The organism is Streptomyces sp. NPDC030222 (assembly GCF_055573115.1).
The window spans coordinates 307,966-328,684 of record NZ_JBVICA010000003.1; the positions used below are offsets into that span (position 1 = coordinate 307,966).

Genomic DNA, 20,719 nt, shown 5'->3' on the forward strand with positions numbered 1-20,719 from the left:
GAACCGCGAATCACTCAACGCCCACCGCCTGTATTCGCACCGTTGTCTCCGGGCCGGGGCCCCGAGCACCGGCACGACCTACACTGCGGCCCCATGCTGCGCGTACTCGCCGTCGACGACGAAGCACCCGCCCTGGCGGAACTCCTCTATCTGCTGCGCCACGACCCGCGGATACGCAGCGCCGAGGGAGCCACCGGCGCCACCGAGGCGCTGCGGCGCATCGGCGCGGCCGTCGAGGCCGGTCCCGGGGACACGCACGGCATCGACGTAGTGTTCCTGGACATCCACATGGCCGGCCTCACCGGACTCGATGTCGCCCGTCTCCTCGCCGGGTTCGCCAGGCCACCGCTGATCGTCTTCGTGACCGCCCACGAGGGCTTCGCCGTCCGGGCCTTCGACCTCCAGGCCGTCGACTACGTCCTCAAGCCGGTCCGTGCGGAACGTCTCGCCGAAGCCGTACGCCGCGTCGCGGAACTCGCCGGCGACCGCGTACCGCCGCTCGCCGAGCCGCCGTCCGGCCAGATCCCCGTCGAGCTCGGCGGAGTGACCCGCTTCCTCGACGTCGACGACATCACCTACGCCGAGGCCCAGGGCGACTACGCCCGCCTGCACACCGGCACCGGCAGCCACCTGGTGCGGGTGCCGCTGTCCACCCTGGAGGAACGCTGGCGCTCCCGCGGCTTCGTCCGTATCCACCGCAGCCATCTGGTCGCCCTCGCCCGCGTCGACGAACTCCGCCTCGACGCCGGCAGCATGACCGTCCGCATCGGCACCGCCGAACTCCCCGTGAGCCGCCGCCACTCCAAGGCCGTCCGCGACCTGCTGATGCGCCGCCCCGCACGCTGACCAGGCCTCTTCCCTCCCCGCGGCCGCGCTGCGTACACTCCGGCCCTCAGCCGTCGCAGGAAGGTGTGCCGTGCCCGCCGATCCCCCGCCCCGCCGCGAAGTCGTCACCGGCGAGCCGAGACGGGTGCGGCCGCTCCCGAGGCACCGCGTCCAGTCGGAGATCGACGAGCAGACCGCGCTCGGCAGCGCCTATGTGCGCTCGCTGATGCGGGGCCAACTGCGCGCCGCACTCACCGCGTTCGGCGGACTCGCACTCGTCGTCGCGGCGCTGCCGCCGGCGTTCCTCGCGGTGCGCGGCGCGACCGTCGTCTGGGCCGTCCTCGGCTTCGCCGCCTACCCGCCCCTCGTCCTCACCGCGTGGTGGTACGTCCGCCGCGCCGAGCGCAACGAACGCGACTTCGCCCGTCTCGTGGAAGGACGCCCGGCCCCGTGACCGGCCCCGACGAGACGTCGGCGGTGGCCGCGGTCGCCGTCGTCGTCCTCGCCACCGTCCTGGTGGGCGGATTCGGCCTGCGCATCTCCCGGACCACATCGGACTTCTACGTGGCGTCCCGCACGGTCCGGCCCGCCCTCAACGCCGCCGCCATCAGCGGCGAATACCTCTCCGCCGCGTCCTTCCTCGGGATCGCGGGCCTCGTCCTCGTCCACGGCCCGGACATGCTCTGGTACCCGGTCGGCTACACCGCCGGATACCTCGTGCTGCTGCTCTTCGTCGCCGCGCCCCTGCGCCGCTCCGGCGCGTACACCCTGCCCGACTTCGCCGAGGGCCGGCTCGGGTCCCGGCCGGTGCGGCGGCTGGTGAGCGTCCTCGTGGCCGGCGCCGGCTGGATCTATCTCGTTCCCCAACTCCAGGGCGCGGGACTGACCCTGGAGATCGTCACCGGCGCGCCCGGCTGGCTCGGCCCCGTCCTCGTCGCGGCGGTCGTGGTCCTCGCCGTCGCGGCCGGAGGCATGCGCAGCATCACCTTCGTCCAGGCCTTCCAGTACTGGCTGAAACTCACCGCACTGCTCGTGCCCGCGCTGTTCCTGGTGCTGGCCTGGCAGGGCGACGGCCGGCCGCAGCCCGCCTTCGACGAGCCCGCCGCGCTCCGCGACCAGCGGACCGTGCACATCACCGAACCCCTCGACCTGCGGCTCTCCGCCCCCCTGGGCGCGACGGTCACCGGCACCGTCGACGGCCGCCACCACGAGCGCGCCGCCCTCGTCCTCGACGCCGGCCCGCACCACTTCGGAGCCGGCACACGCCTGACCCTCGCCGAGGGCACCGACGTCCCCGCCGCGACCGGACGCTCCGACCATCCGCTGTACGCCACCTACGGCCTGATCGTCGCCACCTTCCTCGGCACCATGGGGCTGCCCCATGTCGTGGTCCGCTTCTACACCAGCCCCGACGGCCGGGCGGCGCGCCGCACCACCGTCGTCGTCCTCGCCCTCGTCGGCGCCTTCTACCTGCTGCCTCCGCTGTACGGGGCGCTCGGCCGGATCTACGCCCCCGAGCTGGCCCTCACCGGCGATGCCGACGCGGCCGTGCTGCTGCTGCCGGAACGGGTCCTCGGAGGCCTGGGCGGTGATCTGCTCGGTGCGCTGCTCGCCGGCGGCGCCTTCGCCGCCTTCCTGTCCACGGCGTCCGGGCTCACCATGGCAGTCGCCGGTGTCCTCACCCAGGACGTCCTGCCGAACCGCGGCGTACGTCACTTCAGGCTCGCCACCGTCCTCGCCGTCGCCGTTCCCCTGACGGTCGCGCTGGCAGTGCGGTCGGTGCCCGTCGCCGATGCGGTCGGCATGGCGTTCGCGGTGTCCGCCTCCTCCTTCTGCCCGCTGCTGGTGCTCGGCATCTGGTGGCGCCGGCTCACTCCGCCCGGCGCGGCCGCCGGACTGCTGCTCGGCGGGGGATCCGCGTTCGTCGCCGTCGCCGTGACGGTCGGAGGTGCCGTGGGGCCCGGCCCGCTCCGCACCCTGCTGGCCTGGCCGGCGCTCTGGTCCGTCCCGGTCGGATTCCTCGCGATGATCCTGGTCTCCCTCGCGACACCGGGCCGGATACCGCCCGGCACCGACGCCGCAATGACCCGCCTCCATCTGCCGGAGGCCCTCGTACGGGCCGGGAGGGAGCCACGATGACGGGCTGGACGGCACCTGTGAGGGCGGGCCTGCGGGGACGCGCCGCGACCGGTCGGCGGGGGGCCACGACGACACGCCGGACAGGCGCCGCCACGATGAGCCGGCAGAGATCCACGACGGCCGCCGCCCCGGTCCCCGTCGCCGACCCCGTCACGCCCGCCGACGCCGCAGGGAGGCGCCGGTGAGCGGTGCCGTCCTGGCCGGTCTGCTGCTCCTGGGCGCCCTGCTCCTCGCCGGGGGATTCCTCCTCGGCCGGTTCACCCGCCGCCCGGGCGGGACCAGCGACGTCGGTACGCCCGTCGAGCGCGCCACCTTCGAGACCCTCCACACCGCATCCCTCGCCGCACCGCCGCTGCGCGCCGGACTCACCGAGGACAGTGCCCGCAAGGCCGCCCGCCGGCTGCGCTCCCTCCTCGGCACGGACGCCCTGTGTCTCACCGACCGGGAGCGCGTCCTCGTCTGGGACGGCACCGGCGGTCATCATGCCGCCCACGTCCTCGACCAGGTCCGCGGACTGCTGGACACCGGCCGCGACAAGGCCTTCGCCAGTGCCTGCGACGACTTCGACTGTCCGCTGCGCTGGGCGGTGGCGGCACCCCTGACGGTGGACAACCGGGTGCTCGGAACGCTCGTCGCCTACGCTCCGCGCGAGTCCGCGGTCCTGGCGCGAGCCGTGGGAGAGGTCGCCCGATGGGTCTCGGTCCAGCTGGAGCTCGCCGAACTGGACCGTTCCCGCACCCGGCTCATCGAGGCGGAGATCAAGGCGCTGCGCGCACAGATCTCCCCGCACTTCATCTTCAACTCCCTCGCCGCGATAGCCTCGTTCGTCCGTACCGATCCCGAACAGGCTCGTGAACTCCTGCTGGAGTTCGCCGACTTCACCCGCTACTCGTTCCGCAGGCACGGCGACTTCACCACCCTCGCCGACGAACTGCACTCCATCGACCAGTATCTGGCGCTCGTCAGGGCGCGCTTCGGCGACCGGCTGTCCGTCACCCTCCAGGTGGCCCCCGAGGTGCTCCCCGTGGCGCTGCCCTTCCTCTGCCTCCAGCCGCTCGTCGAGAACGCCGTCAAGCACGGTCTGGAGGGCGCCGTCACCACGAGCCACATCACCATCAGCGCCCTCGACTCCGGCAACGAAGCCACGGTCGTGATCGAGGACGACGGCGTGGGCATGGAACCGGACCGCCTCCGCCGGATCCTGCGCGGTGCCGGAGACCCGTCCGCCGGGGTCGGCCTGCTCAACGTCGACGAGCGTCTCCGCCAGGTCTACGGCGACGACTTCGGCCTGGTCATCGAAACCGCGGTCGGCGCGGGCATGAAGGTCACCGTCCGCCTTCCCAAATACCGCGCGGGGGTCCGGGCCTCACCGGTGCCGCCGACCCGGTGACGGTCGGCGGCACCTACCGCCCGCGCCGTTCCTGCCGCGGTCAGGCGGACACCGTGTGGAACGCGGTCAGGGTCCGTGGCGGAGTGTCCGCGAACCCCGCCTCGCGCAGATGGGGCAGGAGGATCTCCGCGAAACGCCGGTAGGCCTCCTCCGAGTCCCACACGTCGGTCACCAGCCAGCCGCCCTCCACCGGCCCCGCCGCGTGGCTGAGCAGTCCTGGCACCGGCCAGTCCGAAGGATGGTGGGGGAGACCGCGGCCACCGGTGATGCGGTCGCAGACCTGTTCGTACTGCTGCCGGGTGCCGCCGGGGACTTCGTGGACCACGATGATCGCCACGGGTACTCGCTTTCGGGATCGACCGGTGTGCCGGTGCCAGTCGACCAGCCCGGACGGCTCCCCGCACGGGCGGCGCCGCCATCCGGAGCATCCACGGACCCGCCGCCGTCCGCGAAGCGGGACGGCGCGGACTTCTTTCATACGTATGAGGGACACCGACCGTCGTCGATGCCACGTATGCGCGCTGCGCCGGGTCCGTCGCCGGTGCCTCGTCCCCGGGTACCGGAACGACCGGAGCCCCCACCGCCGACGGCGTCACCGGCGTACGCGCAGCGCCGCAGGCATCCCACGCCCCGACGCCGTCCGCTCTACGTCAAGTGGGCGAGGGGGTACGGGATCCGGGCGTCACCGGGAGGTACGGCCGATGCCTCGGAACAGGTGGCCGGCCATCAGAACAGGTGGATCGCCAGATGGCCCAGCGGCAGGCCCAGCTGCCAGGCGGGCGTCCACACCTGCGGTTCGTCCTCGTCCCAGTCGTACGACGGGAGGTCCCCGATGGCCGGACCGACCGCGTCCAGGTCGGCGGCCAGCAGTTCCGTCTCCTCCAGCCACCGCCACGCCGCGCGCGCCAACGGCAGATCGGGGTCCTTCCCGCCCGCCTCGAAGTCCTCGGCCTCCAGCCGGTCGAGACGCTCGCACACCCACTCGCGCCAGGGGCGGCCGTCCGCCGTGAGGGACAGCCATTCGTCGAGCCGGGCCATCACCCGGGCCCCGCCGACGGGTCCGTCGGACAGGAAAATGGTCAGTGCCAGGGAGTTCCTGCCCGCCCGGAACTCGAGTGTCGTCGGTGGCATCAGATCACCGGTGCGCAGCAACTCGTCGGCGATGTACTCGGCGTACAGCCAAGCCATGGGCACCAGCAGGTCGCCGCCACTGGTTCCGTTCGTACCCTCCGGACGCATTACTCTTCGCCTCTTCCGTCTTCCGTACTCGCGCTCCACGGAGCATTGAACCGGTGGCGCCCGCCCCGCGTGGCCAGAAGGACAGGATCCGTCTCCGGACACGAGGTGCCCATGACTCCAGCGCCCGCCGCGGGTTCACACGTGCGCCGTCTGCTCGGCGCCTACGTCCTCGGAGCGCTGCCGAAGGCCGAGGACCGGCGCGTGGCAGAGCACCTGGGGCGGTGCGAGCGCTGCGGTGCCGACGGCCGGCGGCTCGCCGAGGCGGCGGCGCTGCTCGCCCTGTGCACCGAGGCGGATCTGCGGGACCACGCCGGGACGCCGCCCGGGGATCAGCCGAGCCCTCCGGCATAGCCGGGCAGCCGCCCGGCGAGCGTGCGCAGCGCGTAGTACGAGCGGGACTTGACCGTCCCGGGCGGGATGCCGAGGGCCGCCGCGGCCTCGTTGACGCTGAGTCCGCGGAAGTAGAGCTGTACCAGTACGGCACGGTGCTCCGGTCCCAGGGACCGCAGTGCCGCCCGCACGTCGAGGACCGCCGACGAGGTCTCGGAGTGGTCCCCCGGGGACGGGGCGCTGGTCAGCACCCCGTCGTCCACCTCCGGCGGCCGGGCCAGCCGGTGCCTGCGTGCGTCGATGGCCAGCCGCCGGCCGACGGTGAACAGCCAGGGCCGCATCGACTCGTACGGGCGCTCGAACGCCTCCGGGTGCTGCCAGGCGCGCACCAGCGTCTCCTGGACCAGGTCCTCCGCGCGCTGGCGGTCCCCGTACGTCAGTCCGAGCAGGAAGTGGAACAGCGCCGGCCCGTGGTCGCGCTGGAGCTCCGCCAGCTCCCGTTCCCCGGTGCGTGCCGTTCCTGCCGCAAGGGTCACCGTGCTCACCTCGACGTCCTCTCCGCTCGCTCCGGATGCGTCCCGCAGCCCGTATCGGAGCGCAATCGCACGCGCGGGGACAGGCGGCGTGCGGAGGTGTGCGACGAACGGTCGAACGGAGCGACGAGTGGTGCGGCGAACGGTCACCGTCCGAGCCGGACGGCGCCGGTCCGGTGCCGGGGCCGGTGTCCCGGAGCCGTGTACCGAAGCCGTCATGGCGGGCACACCGGAGAGCGGGGCGGGTCGGTCCCGCAGGCGTTCCCGAGAGGCGCGCCCGCGGTGGGCTTCCTAGAGTCGGACCATGAGTGTCGGCGTCGAGGCGCACGCTCCCGCCCCATCCCGCACCCACGCCCTCGGCCGCGTCCCGGGCGCCTTCGCGGCGTTCTTCGTCGCCCTGGGGCTGTACTGCGCCGTCCTCGCGCTGATCGCCCCGCTGCGGGCCCTGCTGCGGCCGGTCACCGAGTTCCTGGACCGGGTCACCGTCCCGGTCAGCGCCAACCTCGCGTACGCCGTGTTCCTGTTGCTGCTCGCCGCCGCGATCGGCGCGCGGAAGAAGGTCGCCTGGTGGCTGGTGGTGTGCTATCTCGGCCTCGCGATCTTCGCCGACCTCGTCGCGATCGCCCTCGGCCAGTGGAGGTGGATCCCGGGCGCAGTGGTGTGCGCCGTGGCGCTCGCCGTGCTGCTCCTCGCGCGCCGCGAGTTCTACGCGGAGACCCGCCGTGCCGCGTTCCGCCGCGCCCTGGGCACGCTCGTCGCGGGCCTGGCGCTCGGGATCCTGGTGGGCTGGGCGCTCGTCGAGATCTTCCCCGGGACGCTGCCGAGCGGCCAGCGCCTGCTGTGGGCCGCCGACCGGGTCCTGGGCGGCCTGGCGTCCGGCCGGCAGTTCGACGGCGCCCCGCCACGCCCGCTGTTCTTCCTGCTGGGCCTGTTCGGCGCGCTCGCCCTGCTCTGGGCCGCCGCCACCCTGTTCCGCTCCCAGCGCATGGAAGCCGCTCTGCACGGCGACGAGGAAGCACGTATCCGAGCGCTCCTCGGTGCCTACGGCGCCCAGGACTCGCTCGGCTACTTCGCCACCCGCAGGGACAAGGCCGTCGTCTTCTCGCCCACCGGCAAGGCCGCCGTCACCTACCGCGTCGAGGCCGGTGTCTGCCTCGCCAGCGGTGACCCGGTCGGCGACCGCGACGCGTGGGACCCGGCCATCGCGGCCTGGCTGGACGTCGCCCGGCGCTACGCCTGGGCACCCGCCGTGATGGGCGCCTCGGAGGAGGGCGCCACCGCCTACGTCCGCGCCGGCCTCGGCGCGATCCAGCTCGGCGACGAGGCGATCCTGCACGTCGACCGGTTCGACCTGAACGGCCGCGACATGCGGGTGACCCGGCAGGCCGTCAACCGGGTCCGCAGGACCGGGGCGACCGTCTCGGTCCGCCGGCACTCCACCCTCACCGAGGCGGAGATGCAGCGGATCGTCGACCGGGCCGACGCCTGGCGCGACACCGAGACCGAACGCGGCTTCTCGATGGCGCTCGACCGGCTGGGCGACCCGGCCGACGGCGACTGCCTGATGGTGGAGGCCTTCGCCGCGGACGGCAGACTGCTCGCCCTGTTGTCGTTCGTCCCCTGGGGCCGGGACGGAGTGTCCCTGGACGTCATGCGCCGCGACCGCACCGCACCCAACGGGATCATGGAGTTCATGGTCACCGAACTGTGCGCCACCGCGGCCAGGCTCGGCGTCCGCAGGATCTCCCTGAACTTCGCCGTGTTCCGCTCGGCCTTCGAGGAGGGCGCGAGGATCGGGGCGGGGCCGGTGATCCGGACATGGCGCAGACTGCTGCTGTTCTTCTCCCGGTGGTGGCAGCTGGAGGCGCTGTACCGCTCGAACGTGAAGTACAAACCGGAGTGGTACCCGCGGTTCCTCTGCTACGGCGACGCAGCGTCCCTCGCCAGGATCGGACTGGCGTCGGCCATCGCCGAGGGTTTCGTGTCCGTTCCCAGCCTGCGCAGCCTGTGGGGGAGGGGCCATCCGAAGGGCGTCACCAAGCCGGTCGGCACCGAAGGCCTGCCGTCCATCGACGCCCTGGGCCTGGCCGGCCCGGAGTCCGGGCCGGGGGCCGCCGGCGAGCGCCGGATGTCCGAGCAGGAGCGGGTGCGGCACGGCAAACTGGAACGGCTCCGCGCCGCGGACGTCGACCCGTACCCGGTGGGGTCCGACATCCGCACCCATGCCCTGGCGGCGGTACGTGCAGCGCACCCCGGCCTGGCGCCGGGCACCCGTACCGGGGAACGCGCCACCGTCGCCGGTCGGGTGATGACCGTCCGCGACCTGGGCGGCATCGTGTTCGCGGTGCTCCGCGACTGGTCGGGAGACCTCCAGATCGCTCTCACCCGCGACGGTTCGGGCACCGGCCTCCTCGACCGGTTCACCAGCGAGGTCGACCTCGGCGACCACATCACCGCCACCGGTGAAATCGGTGCGAGCAACCGGGGTGAACTCACCCTCTTCGCCGACGCCTGGCAGATGACCGGCAAGTGCCTGCGTCCGCTGCCCGACAAGCGGCGCGGCCTCACCGACCCCGAGGCCCGGGTCCGCCGCCGGTACCTCGACCTGGTCGCCCGCCCGGCGGCCCGGGAGACCGTGCGCACCCGCTCGGTCGCCGTGCAGGCGGTACGGCAGGGGCTGCTCGACCGAGGCTTCCTCGAAGTCGAGACGCCGATGCTGCAGCAGATCCACGGCGGTGCCAACGCCCGGCCGTTCACCACCCACATCAACGCCTACGACCTGGACCTGTACCTGCGGATCGCTCCCGAGCTGTATCTGAAGCGGCTGTGCGTCGGAGGACTGGAGAAGGTCTTCGAACTGGGACGCACCTTCCGCAACGAAGGCGTCTCCTACAAGCACAACCCCGAGTTCACCATGCTGGAGGCCTACCAGGCCTTCGCCGACTACGACGTGATGCTCGATCTGACCCGTGAACTGATCCAGGGGGCGGCGACGGCCGCGCTGGGCGCGCCGGTCGCCCGCAAGGCGGACGCCTCGGGGCGGATCACCGAGCACGACATCTCCGGATTCTGGCCGGTCCGCACGGTCCACGAGGCCATCTCGGAGGCGCTGGGGGAGGAGATCGGCCCCGGGACGGAGCTGCCCGTGCTGCGCCGGCTGTGCGACGCCGCCGGTGTCCCGCACACGCCGGACGACACCGCGGGCGACGTGGTGCTGGAGATGTACGAGCGGCTGGTCGAGGAACGCACGTCCCTGCCGACCTTCTACAAGGACTTCCCGACCGACGTCTCCCCGCTCACCCGCCCGCACCGCAGGGACCCCCGCCTCGCCGAGCGCTGGGACCTGGTGGCCTTCGGGACCGAGCTCGGTACCGCCTACTCGGAGCTGACCGACCCGGTCGAACAGCGGCGGCGGCTCACCGAGCAGTCCCTGCTGGCCGCGGGCGGCGACCCGGAGGCGATGGAACTCGACGAGGACTTCCTGGACGCGCTGGAGTACGCGATGCCGCCGACCGGTGGGCTCGGCATCGGAGTCGACCGGCTCGTCATGTTCCTCACCGGGCTCACCATCAGGGACACACTGCCCTTCCCGCTCGTCCGCCGGTAGCGGGTCCGTATCGCGCTCCTCCCATCGGGTGTTTTCGCGGTGGCGACCGGTGTCGCTGAGCCTGCAGCAGCGTCCGCCATGCGAGTTATTAATCATGAAAAAGGATCAGATGATTGCGGGGCGTCGGGCGGTGCTGCGCATCGCGGGCTGCCTCGGGGCCGCCGTGCTGGTCCGGCTGACCGCGATGGACGCCGGCGGTCCGGCCGCCCGCGGCCCCGCACAGGCCGGTCCGGTCCGCATGTCACCGGCCATCACGGCCGGCCCGCCCACCGCCCGGCCGCGCACCCCCTACGGGTACCGGCTCCAGCCCATGACGGCCCACGCCCCCGACCGCTACCGTCCCGCCCGGCCGCCTGTACGGACGACACCCCGTCTCACGGTGCCCGGCCTCGGACGCGCCATGGTCCTCACCTTCGACGACGGACCGCATCCCCGCCACACCCCCGAGATCCTGCGCATCCTGCGGCGGCACGGGGTGCGCGCGATGTTCTTCGTCCGCGGTGAGCGGGCCGCGGACCACCGGGACCTCATCCGTGAGATGGCCGACGACGGCCATGTCATCGGCAACCACTCCTGGTCCCACCCGGTGTTCCCCGGCATCTCCCGGTCCGAGGTCCGCCAGGAACTCGGCCGTACCAGCGACCTCGTGGAACGCACCGTGGGTGCGGCTCCGCAGTGGTACCGCGCCCCCTACGGCGCCTGGGACCGCGACTCCTTCGAGATCGGTGCCGAACTGGGCATGGAACCGCTCGGCTGGACCCTGGACACCCTCGACCGGACCGATCCCGGCACCGGGGTCGTCGTCAGCAGGGTGCGCGACGGCAACGGGCCGGGCGAGGTGGTGCTGAACCACGATGCCGGCGGCGACCGTTCGCAGACCGTGGCGGCGCTGCGCATCTACCTGCCGGAACTGCTCGACGCCGGCCACCGGATCGCCGTGCCGCCCGTACGCCGGTGAGGGGCCGTCGCGGTCGGCACCGGTGTCGCCCATGACGGAGGGGCGGCCGGCCGGAGTACCGGCCCACCGCCCCGGAAGGGCCCGTCAACGGGAGCCGACCAGGCGGGCGAAGACCACCACGTTGCCGTCGTAGCCCGAGCCCCGGGAGTATCCGCCGCCACAGGTGATCACCCGGAGCTCCGGGTGCCCGGTGTCCCCGTAGACCCGCGGGCCCGGGAAGTCGTTCTTGGTGTATACCTCGACCCCGTAGACCTGGAAGATCGCGGTCCTCCCGTCGAAACGGGCCACCTCGATCCGGCTGCCCTTCTGCAGCGAACCGAGCCCGTAGAACACCGCGGGCCCGTAGTTGTTGTCGACATGGCCCACGAGTACCGCCGTGCCGCGCTGCCCGGGGGACACGCCGTTCTGGTACCAGCCGGCGAGATTGGGGTCCTGTGCCGGGGGCGCCTCGATCCAGCCCTGGCTGTCCAGACCCACGTCCATCAACGGGGCGTCCACCTGGATCGAGGGAATGCGCACCTGTGCCGGCGGCGCGTGCGGCAGGCCCTCGACCGATCCGGCGGGGAGTCGCGCGTCGACCCCGGCCTGCGCGGCCGGCTGCGGCGGCCCCGAAGGGTGGTCCACCCCGTTGCGCATCATCGCCAGCCCCGTCAGCATGACCAATGCCAGCGCACCATAGGGCCTCCGGCGGATTCGCCTCAGCCCGGGGCCGCGGTAGTCCCGCCCCATGGTTCTCCCTTCGTCGCGCCTGTTCGCACGGTAAGTGCGCCCGGGGAGGACGGCGATCGCTGAGCGGCGAACGGGTGGCACGATGGGCCGTCCGGGCCCGCATGCCCCATCCGGGTACGGGTTCCCGGAACTCTCCCTGACGGTGTGTGACCTGCGGATCCGTCAGCCAGTACGACCGGAGTCCCGGTGTGTCGCCCACCGGGTGGCGGACCGCCGAAGTGCGGCCCATGTCAGGTGCGGTGAGGGTTTGTCATGGGAGGCGTCATTGTCGACGCCCGGAGCACCGCTTCGGGGCGCCTGCCCATGGAGGTCAACCATGCGAGCTTCACGAGTGGGTGCGGTGGCCGCTGCCGCCTGCGCCGCCGTCGTGCTCTCGGCCCCGACGGCAGGCGCCGACGGCCTCGGCCGCGTCGGAGACGGAGCGGGCGGTGGGAATTCCCAGATCAACGTGCCCTCGAACATCACCGTCAGTCCGTCGCAGGTGTTCCCGTCCGCCACCCTGTCGATCGGAGCGCTCGGCTGCCGCAACGGAGGGCGTGTGACGTCCGATGCCTTTCCGGAGGTACGCCTGCCCGCGGGCGCCTCCGGTCGTGCCCTCGCCCGGATCTACAACAACGCCCGTCCCGGCAACCACAACCTGTTCGTCCGGTGCGCCGACAACACGAGGTCGGCCTCGCTGACGTTCGTCGTGGTGCAGCCGCGCGGCGCGCAGGGCGGTCTGGGCGGTTCCGCCGGTCCCACGGGCACGGAGATGGCCGTAGGCGCCGGCCTGGTCTCCCTGGCGGCCATCGGCGGCGGGGTCTTCGTCCTGCGCCGCCGACGCGCGGGCGGAAGCCGGGCCTAGGGGGGTGTCCGGCGGCTCATGGCCGGGCCCGGCCGGCCGAACCTCCCGTCGGTCCGCAGCGCCCGTGGCTCCGGATCCCGGCCGGGACCGGGGCCACAGGCCCGTGGGGGCTGCGGCTCTCCCGGACCCTCCGCGTTCGAAGGATCTCCGGATCGCGGAGGCCCCGGGAGAGGGGAGCGCCCGGTGGTGCCTGCAGGCTCAGTGGTGCCTGCCGGTGGCGCGGCGCCTTATGGCGTAGACCGTGCCGCCCACTGCCAGGACCACCATGACCGCACCACCGGCGATCTCCCAGGCCCGGACTCCGTTGGAGCCGCCGAGGCCGCCCCGCACGCCGGCGGGCGTGGTGGACGTGGCGCTGATCGTCGGAGTGCGGGTGGCGGGGCCGCCCGCGATGGTGAGGTCGGCGCGGCCCTTCTCGCCGTTGCAGTCGAACGTCACCTGGTAGAGGGCGCCCGGGCGGGCGTCCGCGTCGACCGTGGCCGTGGCGGAGCTGTCCGGGGGGACGGTGACCGCGTCGAAGACGGCCGAGGTGACGACCGCGCTGGTGCGGCATCCGGTGACGTTCAGGACGACCTTGCCGCCGGGGGCGACGGTCGAGGGCGTGACGCTGAAACCGAACGAGGTGATGGTGGGGACGTCGGGTGCGGCCGTCGCGGCCGGCGCCCCGAGGGTGACTGTGGCAGCGCCGAGCAAGGCGGCGGCCGCAGCGGCACGTATCGCGCGCATGGACGATCCTCCGGGTCTGACGAGGGCAACCGCGGAACCGGTTTCCACTGTTGGCGAGTGATGCGCCTCGCTGCCCGAAACGCTAGGAGTGCCCCGGATGGACCGCGATCGGTGTCGCGCATTCGGGGCATTCCTGTCCCCCGGGCGGCGGAGAAGCGGCCGTCCGGGGGAAGTGTTCAGCCCGTTCCGGGGAACAGGGCGATGAACGGATCCGCCGTGGCCGAGATGCCTCGGCCGAACGGGGCGTCGAAGTCCCAGATCAGGAAGAGCAGGAACGCGATCAGGGCACTGAAGAGGCCCGCGAGCAGCAGTTCCCGCGGTGTTCTGCGGATCTGCAGGGTGAAGACCAGCCCCACCGTGACCAGCGCTCCGGTGATCAGACCGAACCACACGACGCCGGGCATCGTGGCCCCCGCGCTCTCCCCCCGCCCGGTGCGCGCCGCGTCGGTGGCGGCCACCTGGTCGACGAGCGGCTGGTACGCCTGGGCGTGGAGGTCCGTCTGCGGCACGAAGTCCGTCACCGAGCGCCGCACCCGTTCCAGCAGCCGGTCGCCCTTGGGCGTCAGGTCGCCGTGTGCCGCCATGTACTTCCACTCATGGTCGACGACGTACGAGACGTAGGTGTTCACGTCCTTGCGGATGCGGTCACGGACCTCCGCCGGATACACCTGCGCGCGGGCGCTGATCTCGTGCAGGGCCTGCGCCTCCTGCCGCACCGTGTCCTGTGCCGCACCGCGCGCCTCCCACACTCCCGCGATGGCGAGTCCGAGCACGATCGCATAGACGACGCCGATCATCATCGTCATGTACTCGATGACGTCCGGGGTTTCGGACGGATCGTCGTCCTCGCCGACCCGGCGGTGGTTGATGATCATGATCGTCAGCACGACGGCGCAGGCCGCGGCCATCGCGATGGTCAGAACGAGCCATTCCGACAAGGAATCCTCCGGCTGCTAACGGGAGCGGGGGCGGAGCACGGCGGCGGCGAAGACCGCGGGAGCCGTGACGAGAAGCGTGAGGTGGACCAGGGAGGGACCGCCGGAGGGTTCCTTGCGTGCGGCCTTTCGGTAGGCGGGGATCGCGAGGCGCGTCGGCTCGGGCGGAGCGGGACGGGCCACGGGGGACGGAGGCGGTGGAGGTGGCGGCGGTGGAGGGGGAGGAGGAGGTGGAGGAGGTGGCGGAGGCGGCGGCGGTGGCGGCGGGGGCGGTGGTGGAGGTGGAGGGGGAAGGGGAGGGGGTTTCGGTTTGGGCTTCGGTTTCGGCTTGGGCGCCGGCTTCGGGGGCCGCGGTGTCGAGCCCGTCGTGCACACGGCCGTTCCGTTCCCGGACACCGCGACCGCGGAGCCGGAAGCCTGCCCCTGGCCGTTTCCCAGGGACGCTGCCGCACAGTTGCCGGCCTCGGCGTCCGGCGCGGGGGCCAGGAGCAGGAAGGAGAGGACACCGGCCGCCAACAGCCGCCGGACGAGGTGCGATCGGTCCACGTCGGGGAGCATGGTCCGCCGTGCAGCACGGCAGTCCGCGCCGGTTCGGGATTCCTCCGAACAGGGGAGAATGGGGGCTTTGCGTTTGGGATCGGCCTTGACTGGATCTGGAATATTCGGTTCCGGAAAATTTTCTCGAGAACCTTTGAACACGCCCGGGGTCCGTTCCCGTACCCATGACCGAGAACGGCGCACAGCGAAAGCGCCAGGACCGGCAGACGGACGGCAGACGGACAGCGGGAGTTGACAATGAAGACCTGGCGAAGCGCCTCGCTCGCGGTGACGGCGGTGGCTGTACTGACACTGACGACGGCGTGTGGTCAGGAGCAGGGAACTCAGACCCCGAACGGTCAGGCGGTCGGCAACGCCAACCCGGCGGCCGTCGGCAGCGGATACGGATCGGGAGCCGGATACGGCGCCGGTGCGGGCGCGGGCGCCGGAGCCGGGCTCGGACCCAAGCCGGCCGGGCAGCTCGCCGTGCTGGACAGCAAGAAGTTCGGCAAGGTGCTGACGGACAGCGAGGGCTACACCCTCTACCGCTTCGACAAGGACACCGCCAAGCCGCCGAAGTCGAATTGCGAAGGCGACTGCGCGAAGGCGTGGCCCATCGTGACCCCGGACGAGGTCAAGGCCCCGCCCGGCATCGACGGCGACCTCCTCGGTGAGATCACCCGCCCCGACGGGACGAAGCAGCTGACCGTGGGCGACTGGCCGATGTACCGGTACGCCAAGGACACCAAGCCCGGTGACGTCACCGGCCAGGGCGTCGGCGGCGTCTGGTTCGCGTCGGCTCCCGACGGCAAGAAGGCCTCCCTGGCGGGCGGCGGCGACGAGGGCGCGGCCGAGGGCGAGGAGGGCGCCGACGAGGGCGGCGAGGGCGAGAAGACGGAGGCCCTGCCCGGTCTGTCCGTCCGCAAGGACCCGAAGCTCGGCGACGTCGTCGTCGACCGCAACGGCATGACGGTCTACCGGTTCTCGAAGGACTCGGCCTGGCCGATGAAGACCGCCTGCACCGGCGCCTGCCTGGAGAAGTGGCCGGTGGTGGAGCCCGTCGACAAGGGCGACACGGAAGGCATCCTGCAGAAGGGCTTCGTGGTCTTCAACCGTCCCGACGGCATCAAGCAGCAGACCATCGACTGCTGGCCGCTCTACACTTTCGCGGGCGACAAGAAGCCGGGTGACATCAACGGCCAAGGTGTCGGCGGTACTTGGTTCGCCGTCTCCCCGGACGGCAAGGCCGTGAAGAAGTAACACCGGTCGACCGGTGAAGGGCCGGTCCCTTCACCGGAGTCCGAGCGCCTCCCGGCCCGTTGCCACACCCCTCGTGCGGCAACGGGCCGGACGCACGTGCCGGTGGCGTGTGACCAAGAACGGACCGCTAATTTCCGTTTGGACTCGCCCTGCTGGCTGACGATCAGTAGCCTCGGCTCGAACACTGGGCCATGGTTATGGCCACAACTCGTCCGCCGAGGCAATGCGTTGGAGACATCGATGGAGCGACCCGCCTGGGCCCCACGGGGCATCGACATATCGGTGCCGAGCGTGTCCCGCATCTACGACTACTACCTGGGCGGCTCGCACAACTTCGAAGTGGACCGGGAGGCCGCGCGCCGGGCCATGGAGTTCATGCCGGGGCTCCCGAAGATCATGCAGGCGAACCGGGCGTTCATGCGCCGCGCCGTTCGATTCGCGGTGGACGAGGGCGTCACCCAGTTCCTCGACATCGGCTCCGGCATCCCCACCTTCGGCAACGTCCACGAGGTCGCCCAGGCGGCGTCCTCGGAGGCCCGGGTCCTCTACGTCGACCACGACCCCGTCGCCGTCGCCCACAGCAAGGCCGTGCTGGAGGGCAACGACCGGGCCGGGATCGTCGCCGCCGACCTCCGCAAGCCGCACGACATCCTGAACTCGCCCGAGGCCGGCCTGCTGCTGGACCTCGACCGTCCCGTGGCGCTGCTGCTGGTGGCCGTCCTGCACTTCCTGGAGGACGAGGACGACCCGTTCGCGTGCGTCGCCGAGCTGCGCGACGCCCTCGCGCCCGGCAGCCTGCTGATCCTCACCCACGCCTCGTACGAGGGCATCCCGCTCACCCAGGAGCGGGCCGGCGCTGTCGTCGGCGTCTACAAGGACATCCGCAACCCGCTGGTGATGCGCCCGCGGGAGGAGGTCGCCCGATTCCTCGACGGGTTCGAGATGGTCGAGCCCGGTCTTGTGTCGATGCCCCACTGGCGGCCGGAGACGTCCCCCACGCAGGAAGACCCCTATGCGTTCTCGGGGTTCGCGGGAGTGGGACGCAAGGCGTGAGCACCCCACCTCCGGAACCGGACGCTGCCGGGCAACCGGACAGCCACGAGGACCGGCTCAGACGGTTCGCCACCATCTGGAGCCGTGCGATCTTCCCGGCGACGGCCACGTCCATGACCCGGCCCGAGTTCGAGCAGCACCTCGTGCCGCTGGCCCGCGTGCTGAGCAACGCCCTGCACGCCCGACCGTTCGACACCGCACCGGCCCAGCGGGTCGGGGCCTCCCTCGTCTCCGCCCACTGCACCGATCCCGACGCGCTCAGCGGCACCCTCGGCGTCGTGGAGGCCTACCTCGTCCTGTACTGCGGCGACACCGGAGGAGCCGAACGCGGCCCGGTCGCCGAGGAGTTCCGCAGCCGCTGCGCCAGGCTCCAGCACGCGATCGCCGCAGGATTCGCCCGCGCCCTGCGGGAACGCACCCTCGCCGAGCAGGAGGCCATCGCCCGTTCCGCCCTCTCGGCGCGCAGTGCGGCCGAACAGGCCCTGCACATCACCGAGGCCCGCTTCCGCGCCGTGTTCGACGGCGCGGCGGTCGGGATCGGCATCGCCGACCTCGACGGCAACGTGCTGGAGGTCAACGAGACGCTGATGCGCATGTTCGGCGGCCATGAGCAGCAGCTGCGCAGCCGGAACACCACGGAATGGGTGCATCCCGAGGACGCCCCGCACGTATGGCGGCTCTACGAGGAACTGGTCCGCGGCGAACGGGAGAGCTACCGCGTCGAGAAGCCGTACTACCGCGGGGACGGAACGGTCCTGTGGACCAATCTGACGGTGTCCCTGCTCCGGGACGCCGACGGCAACCCGCAATACCAGCTGGCGCTGATGGAGGACACCACCGAACGCCGGCTGCTGAACCTGCGGCTGCGTTACGAGGCCACCCACGACGCACTGACCGGGCTGCCCAACCGCACCCTGTTCTTCGAGCGGCTGGAGAAGGCGCTGTCGGCGTCCGACGGCTCCCGCTTCGGCCTCTGCTACCTCGACCTCGACGGCTTCAAGGCCGTCAACGACAGCCTGGGGCACTCGGCCGGCGACCGGCTGCTGGTCGAGGTCGCTGACCGGCTGCAGAGCTGTGTCACGGGGGCCGGGGAGATGGTGGCACGGCTCGGCGGCGACGAGTTCGTCGCGCTGACCACCGGCACCGACAGCTGCCGCTCCGCCGACGAACTCGCCGGCCGCATCCTGTCGGCGCTGGGCGTCCCGATCCGTCTCGACGGCCGCGAGCTGACCGTCCGGGGCAGCATCGGCATCGTCGAGGGCCCGGCGGGGGAGCGCACCGCGGCCGAGGTGCTGCGCAGCGCCGACATCACGATGTACCGCGCCAAGTCGGCGGGCGGGAACCGCTTCGAATGGGCCGACGCGGAGGCCGACGCCCGGGCCATCACCCGCCACGGACTGACCACCGCGCTGCCCGCCGCCCTGGAGCGCGGGGAGTTCTTCATCGAGTACCAGCCGCTGGTGCACCTCGGCGACGGCAGCGTGCACGGCGCGGAAGCGCTGGTGCGCTGGTGCCACCCGCAGCACGGCGTCCTCGGACCCGACCGGTTCATCCCGCTCGCCGAGCACACCGGGCTGATCGTGCCGCTCGGCCGCTGGGTGCTCGAGGAGGCCGTACGGCAGGCCCGGTTCTGGAAGGAGCGGCACGCCGACGGCGGACCGCTGCGGATCAATGTGAACCTGTCACCGACCCAGCTCCACCACCCCGGTCTGGTCGCGGACACCGTGGACGTCCTGGAGCGCGCAGGGCTCGAGCCCAGGGCCCTGTGCCTGGAGGTCACCGAGTCGGCGCTCATCGGCGCGGACGACGACCTGCTCAAACCGCTGTGCAGGCTCGCCGAGATGGGCGTCGACATAGCCCTCGACGACTTCGGCACCGGATACTCCAACCTGGCCAACCTGCGCAGGCTCCCGGTCAGCGTCCTGAAACTGGACCGCTCCTTCACCCGGGGAATGCAGCGGCACCCGGCAGACCCCGTGGACGTGAAGATCGTCGAAGGCATCGTGTCCCTCGCGCACAGCCTGGAGCTCGCCGTGACCGTGGAGGGCGTGGAGACGGGCGTACAGGCCGAGCAACTGCGCGATCTGGGCTGCGACACGGCGCAGGGCTGGTACTACGCCCGGCCGGGCCCGCCCGACCGGCTGCACTCCCTGACGCTGGCCGACGTCACGGGCTGAGTGGTGCGGGGCGGGCGGTCGACGGGGGACCGCTCGGCGGGCGCGTTGCCGCCCGGCCGGAGCACGGCTGCCACCGCCCGGACGGTCATCCACCGCGCCCGTACGACCATCGGGCCCGCCAGGGCGGTCATCATCCGGCCCGCAAGGCGTCATCCACCTCCGCCAGGACGTCCTCGTGTCCGCAAGGCGTCCTACGGCCCGTCAGGACGTCATCCGGGCGGCCCGGCTGCGACGACCGCCCGGTCGGCGTCAAGGGCGCGGCGTCGCGGCGGCCCCCTGCTCACCAGTCGGATCAGCGATCCGTGGCGGTCCCATGGCACACTGTCACATGCGCGCCGGGCGCCCAGGCGACGTCGGGCACCCTCCTCGGCGGGGTCGCGAGACCTCACCGGCCGGCGTCCGGGGGGACGTGCCACGAGGGCTGTCGGCTCCTGCCGTTCAGCACCAGGGCACGAAGGCGATCGGCTCACATCCCTGAGCAACGCCCGGGATCACCAAGCCGATCAGAGACGCACCAAGCCAATCAGAGACGCTCAGGGACCCGCCGCCACCGGCCGGGAGGCGAGCAGGACCCGCTGGAGCTCCCGGGCGGCACGCGGCGGGGCGACGTCGCTGCGGTGCGCGAGCGCGATGGTGCGGCGCAGCCCCGGTGGCGCGAGCGGGGTCACCCGCATGTCGCGTCCCGCGCGGGCGGCCACCATGTGCGGCACCACGGCGACCCCCAGACCGGCGCGCACGAACCCGAGGACCGCGTCCATCTCGCCGCCCTCGACGGTGAACGACGGCTCGAACCCCTCGGCCCGGCACGCGGCCACGGTCAGTTCCCGCAGGTCGTACCCGTGCCGGAACATCACCAGCGGCTCCTCGCGCAGGTCGGCGATCCGTACCGCCCGGCCCGAGCCGGGGGCGCGGCGGACCGCCGACGAGACGACCACCAGGTCCTCCCGCAGCAGCTCCACCGTGGTCAGTGCCGGTGACGGCGTGGGCAGCGGCAGCACCACCAGCGCGAGGTCCAGCGCGCCGCGTGCCAGGGCCCTGACCAGGTCGTGTGAACCGCCCTCCTCGATCAGCAGCCGGATGCCGGGATGCAGATCGTGGAAGCTGCGCAGCACCTCCGGCAGCAGACCCGTGCACACACTGGGCGTCGCCCCGAGCCGCACCCGGCCGCGGCGCAGCTGGGCCAGCTCCTGTACCTCCAGCCGTGCGGTGTCGGCGTCCTCGAGGATGCGGCGGGCGAGCGGCAGCAGCGCCTCGCCGGCCTCGGTGAGCGCGATATTGCCCCGGGCCCTGCTGAACAGCTCCGCACCCAGTTCCTTCTCCAGGGCCCGGATCTGCTGGGACAGGGACGGCTGCGACACATGGACCCGCTCGGCGGCGCGGGTGAAGTGCCGGGTCTCGGCGACCGCCACGAAGTACTGGAGCTGCTGGAACTGCACG

18 protein-coding genes are annotated in these 20,719 nt (G+C 72.3%); 11 read left to right on the forward strand and 7 right to left on the reverse strand.

Translation table 11 applies throughout. From position 1 onward, the window contains the following. Window positions 1-93 precede the first annotated feature (93 nt). From ACZ4Z5_RS06190 to ACZ4Z5_RS06205, 4 genes are all read left to right on the forward strand, one after another. The gene (locus ACZ4Z5_RS06190) at window positions 94-846 is read left to right on the forward strand and encodes a LytR/AlgR family response regulator transcription factor (protein ID WP_468257328.1); all 753 of its coding nucleotides are present in this window, start codon (window positions 94-96) and stop codon (window positions 844-846) included. A 124-nt stretch (window positions 847-970) separates the two neighbouring features. After that, window positions 971-1,279 (forward strand): hypothetical protein, encoded by a 309-nt coding sequence (locus ACZ4Z5_RS06195; RefSeq protein WP_468257699.1) that lies wholly within the window; start codon window positions 971-973, stop codon window positions 1,277-1,279. Then, window positions 1,276-2,964, forward strand: coding sequence for a sodium/solute symporter (locus ACZ4Z5_RS06200; RefSeq protein ID WP_468257331.1), 1,689 nt, complete (start codon window positions 1,276-1,278; stop codon window positions 2,962-2,964). The genes ACZ4Z5_RS06195 and ACZ4Z5_RS06200 overlap by 4 nt, the downstream gene beginning before the upstream one ends. 181 nt (window positions 2,965-3,145) lie before the next feature. After that, window positions 3,146-4,354 carry a sensor histidine kinase gene (locus tag ACZ4Z5_RS06205; protein WP_468257334.1) on the forward strand — a complete coding sequence of 403 codons (1,209 nt, stop codon included), beginning with the start codon at window positions 3,146-3,148 and terminating at the stop codon, window positions 4,352-4,354. A 40-nt stretch (window positions 4,355-4,394) separates the two neighbouring features. Here ACZ4Z5_RS06205 and ACZ4Z5_RS06210 read toward each other — a convergent pair whose 3' ends face one another. Both ACZ4Z5_RS06210 and ACZ4Z5_RS06215 read right to left on the reverse strand, forming a co-directional pair. Next, a complete protein-coding gene (locus ACZ4Z5_RS06210; RefSeq protein WP_468257337.1) occupies window positions 4,395-4,691 on the reverse strand; it encodes a hypothetical protein in 297 nt (98 codons plus the stop codon). 389 nt (window positions 4,692-5,080) lie between these two features. Then, on the reverse strand, window positions 5,081-5,593 hold the full coding sequence (locus tag ACZ4Z5_RS06215) for a hypothetical protein (protein WP_468257340.1): 513 nt from the start codon (window positions 5,591-5,593) through the stop codon (window positions 5,081-5,083). Window positions 5,594-5,704: 111 nt separating this feature from the next. On the opposite strand from ACZ4Z5_RS06215, the gene ACZ4Z5_RS06220 reads away from it, so the two are divergent. Continuing rightward, on the forward strand, window positions 5,705-5,944 hold the full coding sequence (locus ACZ4Z5_RS06220; protein WP_468257343.1) for a zf-HC2 domain-containing protein: 240 nt from the start codon (window positions 5,705-5,707) through the stop codon (window positions 5,942-5,944). On the opposite strand, the gene ACZ4Z5_RS06225 is transcribed toward ACZ4Z5_RS06220, so the two are convergent. Beyond that, complete coding sequence (locus ACZ4Z5_RS06225; protein WP_468257346.1) at window positions 5,923-6,468, reverse strand: sigma-70 family RNA polymerase sigma factor; 546 nt, start codon at window positions 6,466-6,468, stop codon at window positions 5,923-5,925. The two genes, ACZ4Z5_RS06220 and ACZ4Z5_RS06225, sit on opposite strands and share 22 nt — an antisense overlap. Window positions 6,469-6,760: 292 nt before the next feature. Here ACZ4Z5_RS06225 and lysX point away from each other — a divergent pair, with 292 nt between their 5' ends. After that, a complete protein-coding gene (gene lysX / locus ACZ4Z5_RS06230; protein ID WP_468257349.1) occupies window positions 6,761-10,063 on the forward strand; it encodes a bifunctional lysylphosphatidylglycerol synthetase/lysine--tRNA ligase LysX in 3,303 nt (1,100 codons plus the stop codon). 109 nt (window positions 10,064-10,172) lie between these two features. Next, entirely contained in the window at window positions 10,173-11,021 is an 849-nt protein-coding gene (locus ACZ4Z5_RS06235) for a polysaccharide deacetylase family protein (protein ID WP_468257351.1), read from the forward strand. An 84-nt stretch (window positions 11,022-11,105) separates the two neighbouring features. Here ACZ4Z5_RS06235 and ACZ4Z5_RS06240 read toward each other — a convergent pair whose 3' ends face one another. Continuing rightward, entirely contained in the window at window positions 11,106-11,750 is a 645-nt protein-coding gene (locus tag ACZ4Z5_RS06240) for a class F sortase (RefSeq protein WP_468257354.1), read from the reverse strand. 316 nt (window positions 11,751-12,066) lie between these two features. Between ACZ4Z5_RS06240 and ACZ4Z5_RS06245 the strand changes: the two genes are divergently transcribed. Further along, the gene (locus ACZ4Z5_RS06245) at window positions 12,067-12,594 is read left to right on the forward strand and encodes a hypothetical protein (protein WP_468257357.1); all 528 of its coding nucleotides are present in this window, start codon (window positions 12,067-12,069) and stop codon (window positions 12,592-12,594) included. Window positions 12,595-12,792: 198 nt separating this feature from the next. Here ACZ4Z5_RS06245 and ACZ4Z5_RS06250 read toward each other — a convergent pair whose 3' ends face one another. After that, window positions 12,793-13,320 (reverse strand): hypothetical protein, encoded by a 528-nt coding sequence (locus tag ACZ4Z5_RS06250; RefSeq protein WP_468257360.1) that lies wholly within the window; start codon window positions 13,318-13,320, stop codon window positions 12,793-12,795. 176 nt (window positions 13,321-13,496) lie between these two features. Next, window positions 13,497-14,258, reverse strand: a complete 762-nt coding sequence (locus tag ACZ4Z5_RS06255; RefSeq protein ID WP_468257363.1) for a bestrophin-like domain — start codon at window positions 14,256-14,258, stop codon at window positions 13,497-13,499. Window positions 14,259-15,050: 792 nt separating this feature from the next. Here ACZ4Z5_RS06255 and ACZ4Z5_RS06260 point away from each other — a divergent pair. The 3 genes from ACZ4Z5_RS06260 to ACZ4Z5_RS06270 all read left to right on the forward strand — a co-directional run bounded on the left by ACZ4Z5_RS06260 (window position 15,051) and on the right by ACZ4Z5_RS06270 (window position 19,282). After that, window positions 15,051-16,052, forward strand: coding sequence for an SCO0930 family lipoprotein (locus tag ACZ4Z5_RS06260; protein ID WP_468257366.1), 1,002 nt, complete (start codon window positions 15,051-15,053; stop codon window positions 16,050-16,052). Window positions 16,053-16,292: 240 nt separating this feature from the next. Continuing rightward, on the forward strand, window positions 16,293-17,105 hold the full coding sequence (locus tag ACZ4Z5_RS06265; RefSeq protein WP_468257369.1) for an SAM-dependent methyltransferase: 813 nt from the start codon (window positions 16,293-16,295) through the stop codon (window positions 17,103-17,105). Beyond that, window positions 17,102-19,282 (forward strand): putative bifunctional diguanylate cyclase/phosphodiesterase, encoded by a 2,181-nt coding sequence (locus ACZ4Z5_RS06270; RefSeq protein ID WP_468257371.1) that lies wholly within the window; start codon window positions 17,102-17,104, stop codon window positions 19,280-19,282. Before ACZ4Z5_RS06265 ends, ACZ4Z5_RS06270 begins: the two co-directional genes overlap by 4 nt. Window positions 19,283-19,815: 533 nt before the next feature. Here ACZ4Z5_RS06270 and ACZ4Z5_RS06275 read toward each other — a convergent pair. Next, the gene (locus ACZ4Z5_RS06275) at window positions 19,816-20,718 is read right to left on the reverse strand and encodes a LysR family transcriptional regulator (protein WP_468257374.1); all 903 of its coding nucleotides are present in this window, start codon (window positions 20,716-20,718) and stop codon (window positions 19,816-19,818) included. Window position 20,719: the final 1 nt, after the last annotated feature.

Bases quoted from the DNA above. Each gene is read 5' to 3' on its own strand.
- ACZ4Z5_RS06190 (WP_468257328.1), top strand. From the start codon at position 94: ATGCTGCGCGTACTCGCCGTCGACGACGAAGCACCCGCCCTGGCGGAA.
- ACZ4Z5_RS06215 (WP_468257340.1), bottom strand. From the start codon at position 5,593: ATGCGTCCGGAGGGTACGAACGGAACCAGTGGCGGCGACCTGCTGGTG.
- ACZ4Z5_RS06220 (WP_468257343.1), top strand. From the start codon at position 5,705: ATGACTCCAGCGCCCGCCGCGGGTTCACACGTGCGCCGTCTGCTCGGC.
- lysX (WP_468257349.1), top strand. From the start codon at position 6,761: ATGAGTGTCGGCGTCGAGGCGCACGCTCCCGCCCCATCCCGCACCCAC.
- ACZ4Z5_RS06235 (WP_468257351.1), top strand. From the start codon at position 10,173: ATGATTGCGGGGCGTCGGGCGGTGCTGCGCATCGCGGGCTGCCTCGGG.
- ACZ4Z5_RS06240 (WP_468257354.1), bottom strand. From the start codon at position 11,750: ATGGGGCGGGACTACCGCGGCCCCGGGCTGAGGCGAATCCGCCGGAGG.
- ACZ4Z5_RS06245 (WP_468257357.1), top strand. From the start codon at position 12,067: ATGCGAGCTTCACGAGTGGGTGCGGTGGCCGCTGCCGCCTGCGCCGCC.
- ACZ4Z5_RS06250 (WP_468257360.1), bottom strand. From the start codon at position 13,320: ATGCGCGCGATACGTGCCGCTGCGGCCGCCGCCTTGCTCGGCGCTGCC.
- ACZ4Z5_RS06260 (WP_468257366.1), top strand. From the start codon at position 15,051: ATGAAGACCTGGCGAAGCGCCTCGCTCGCGGTGACGGCGGTGGCTGTA.
- ACZ4Z5_RS06265 (WP_468257369.1), top strand. From the start codon at position 16,293: ATGGAGCGACCCGCCTGGGCCCCACGGGGCATCGACATATCGGTGCCG.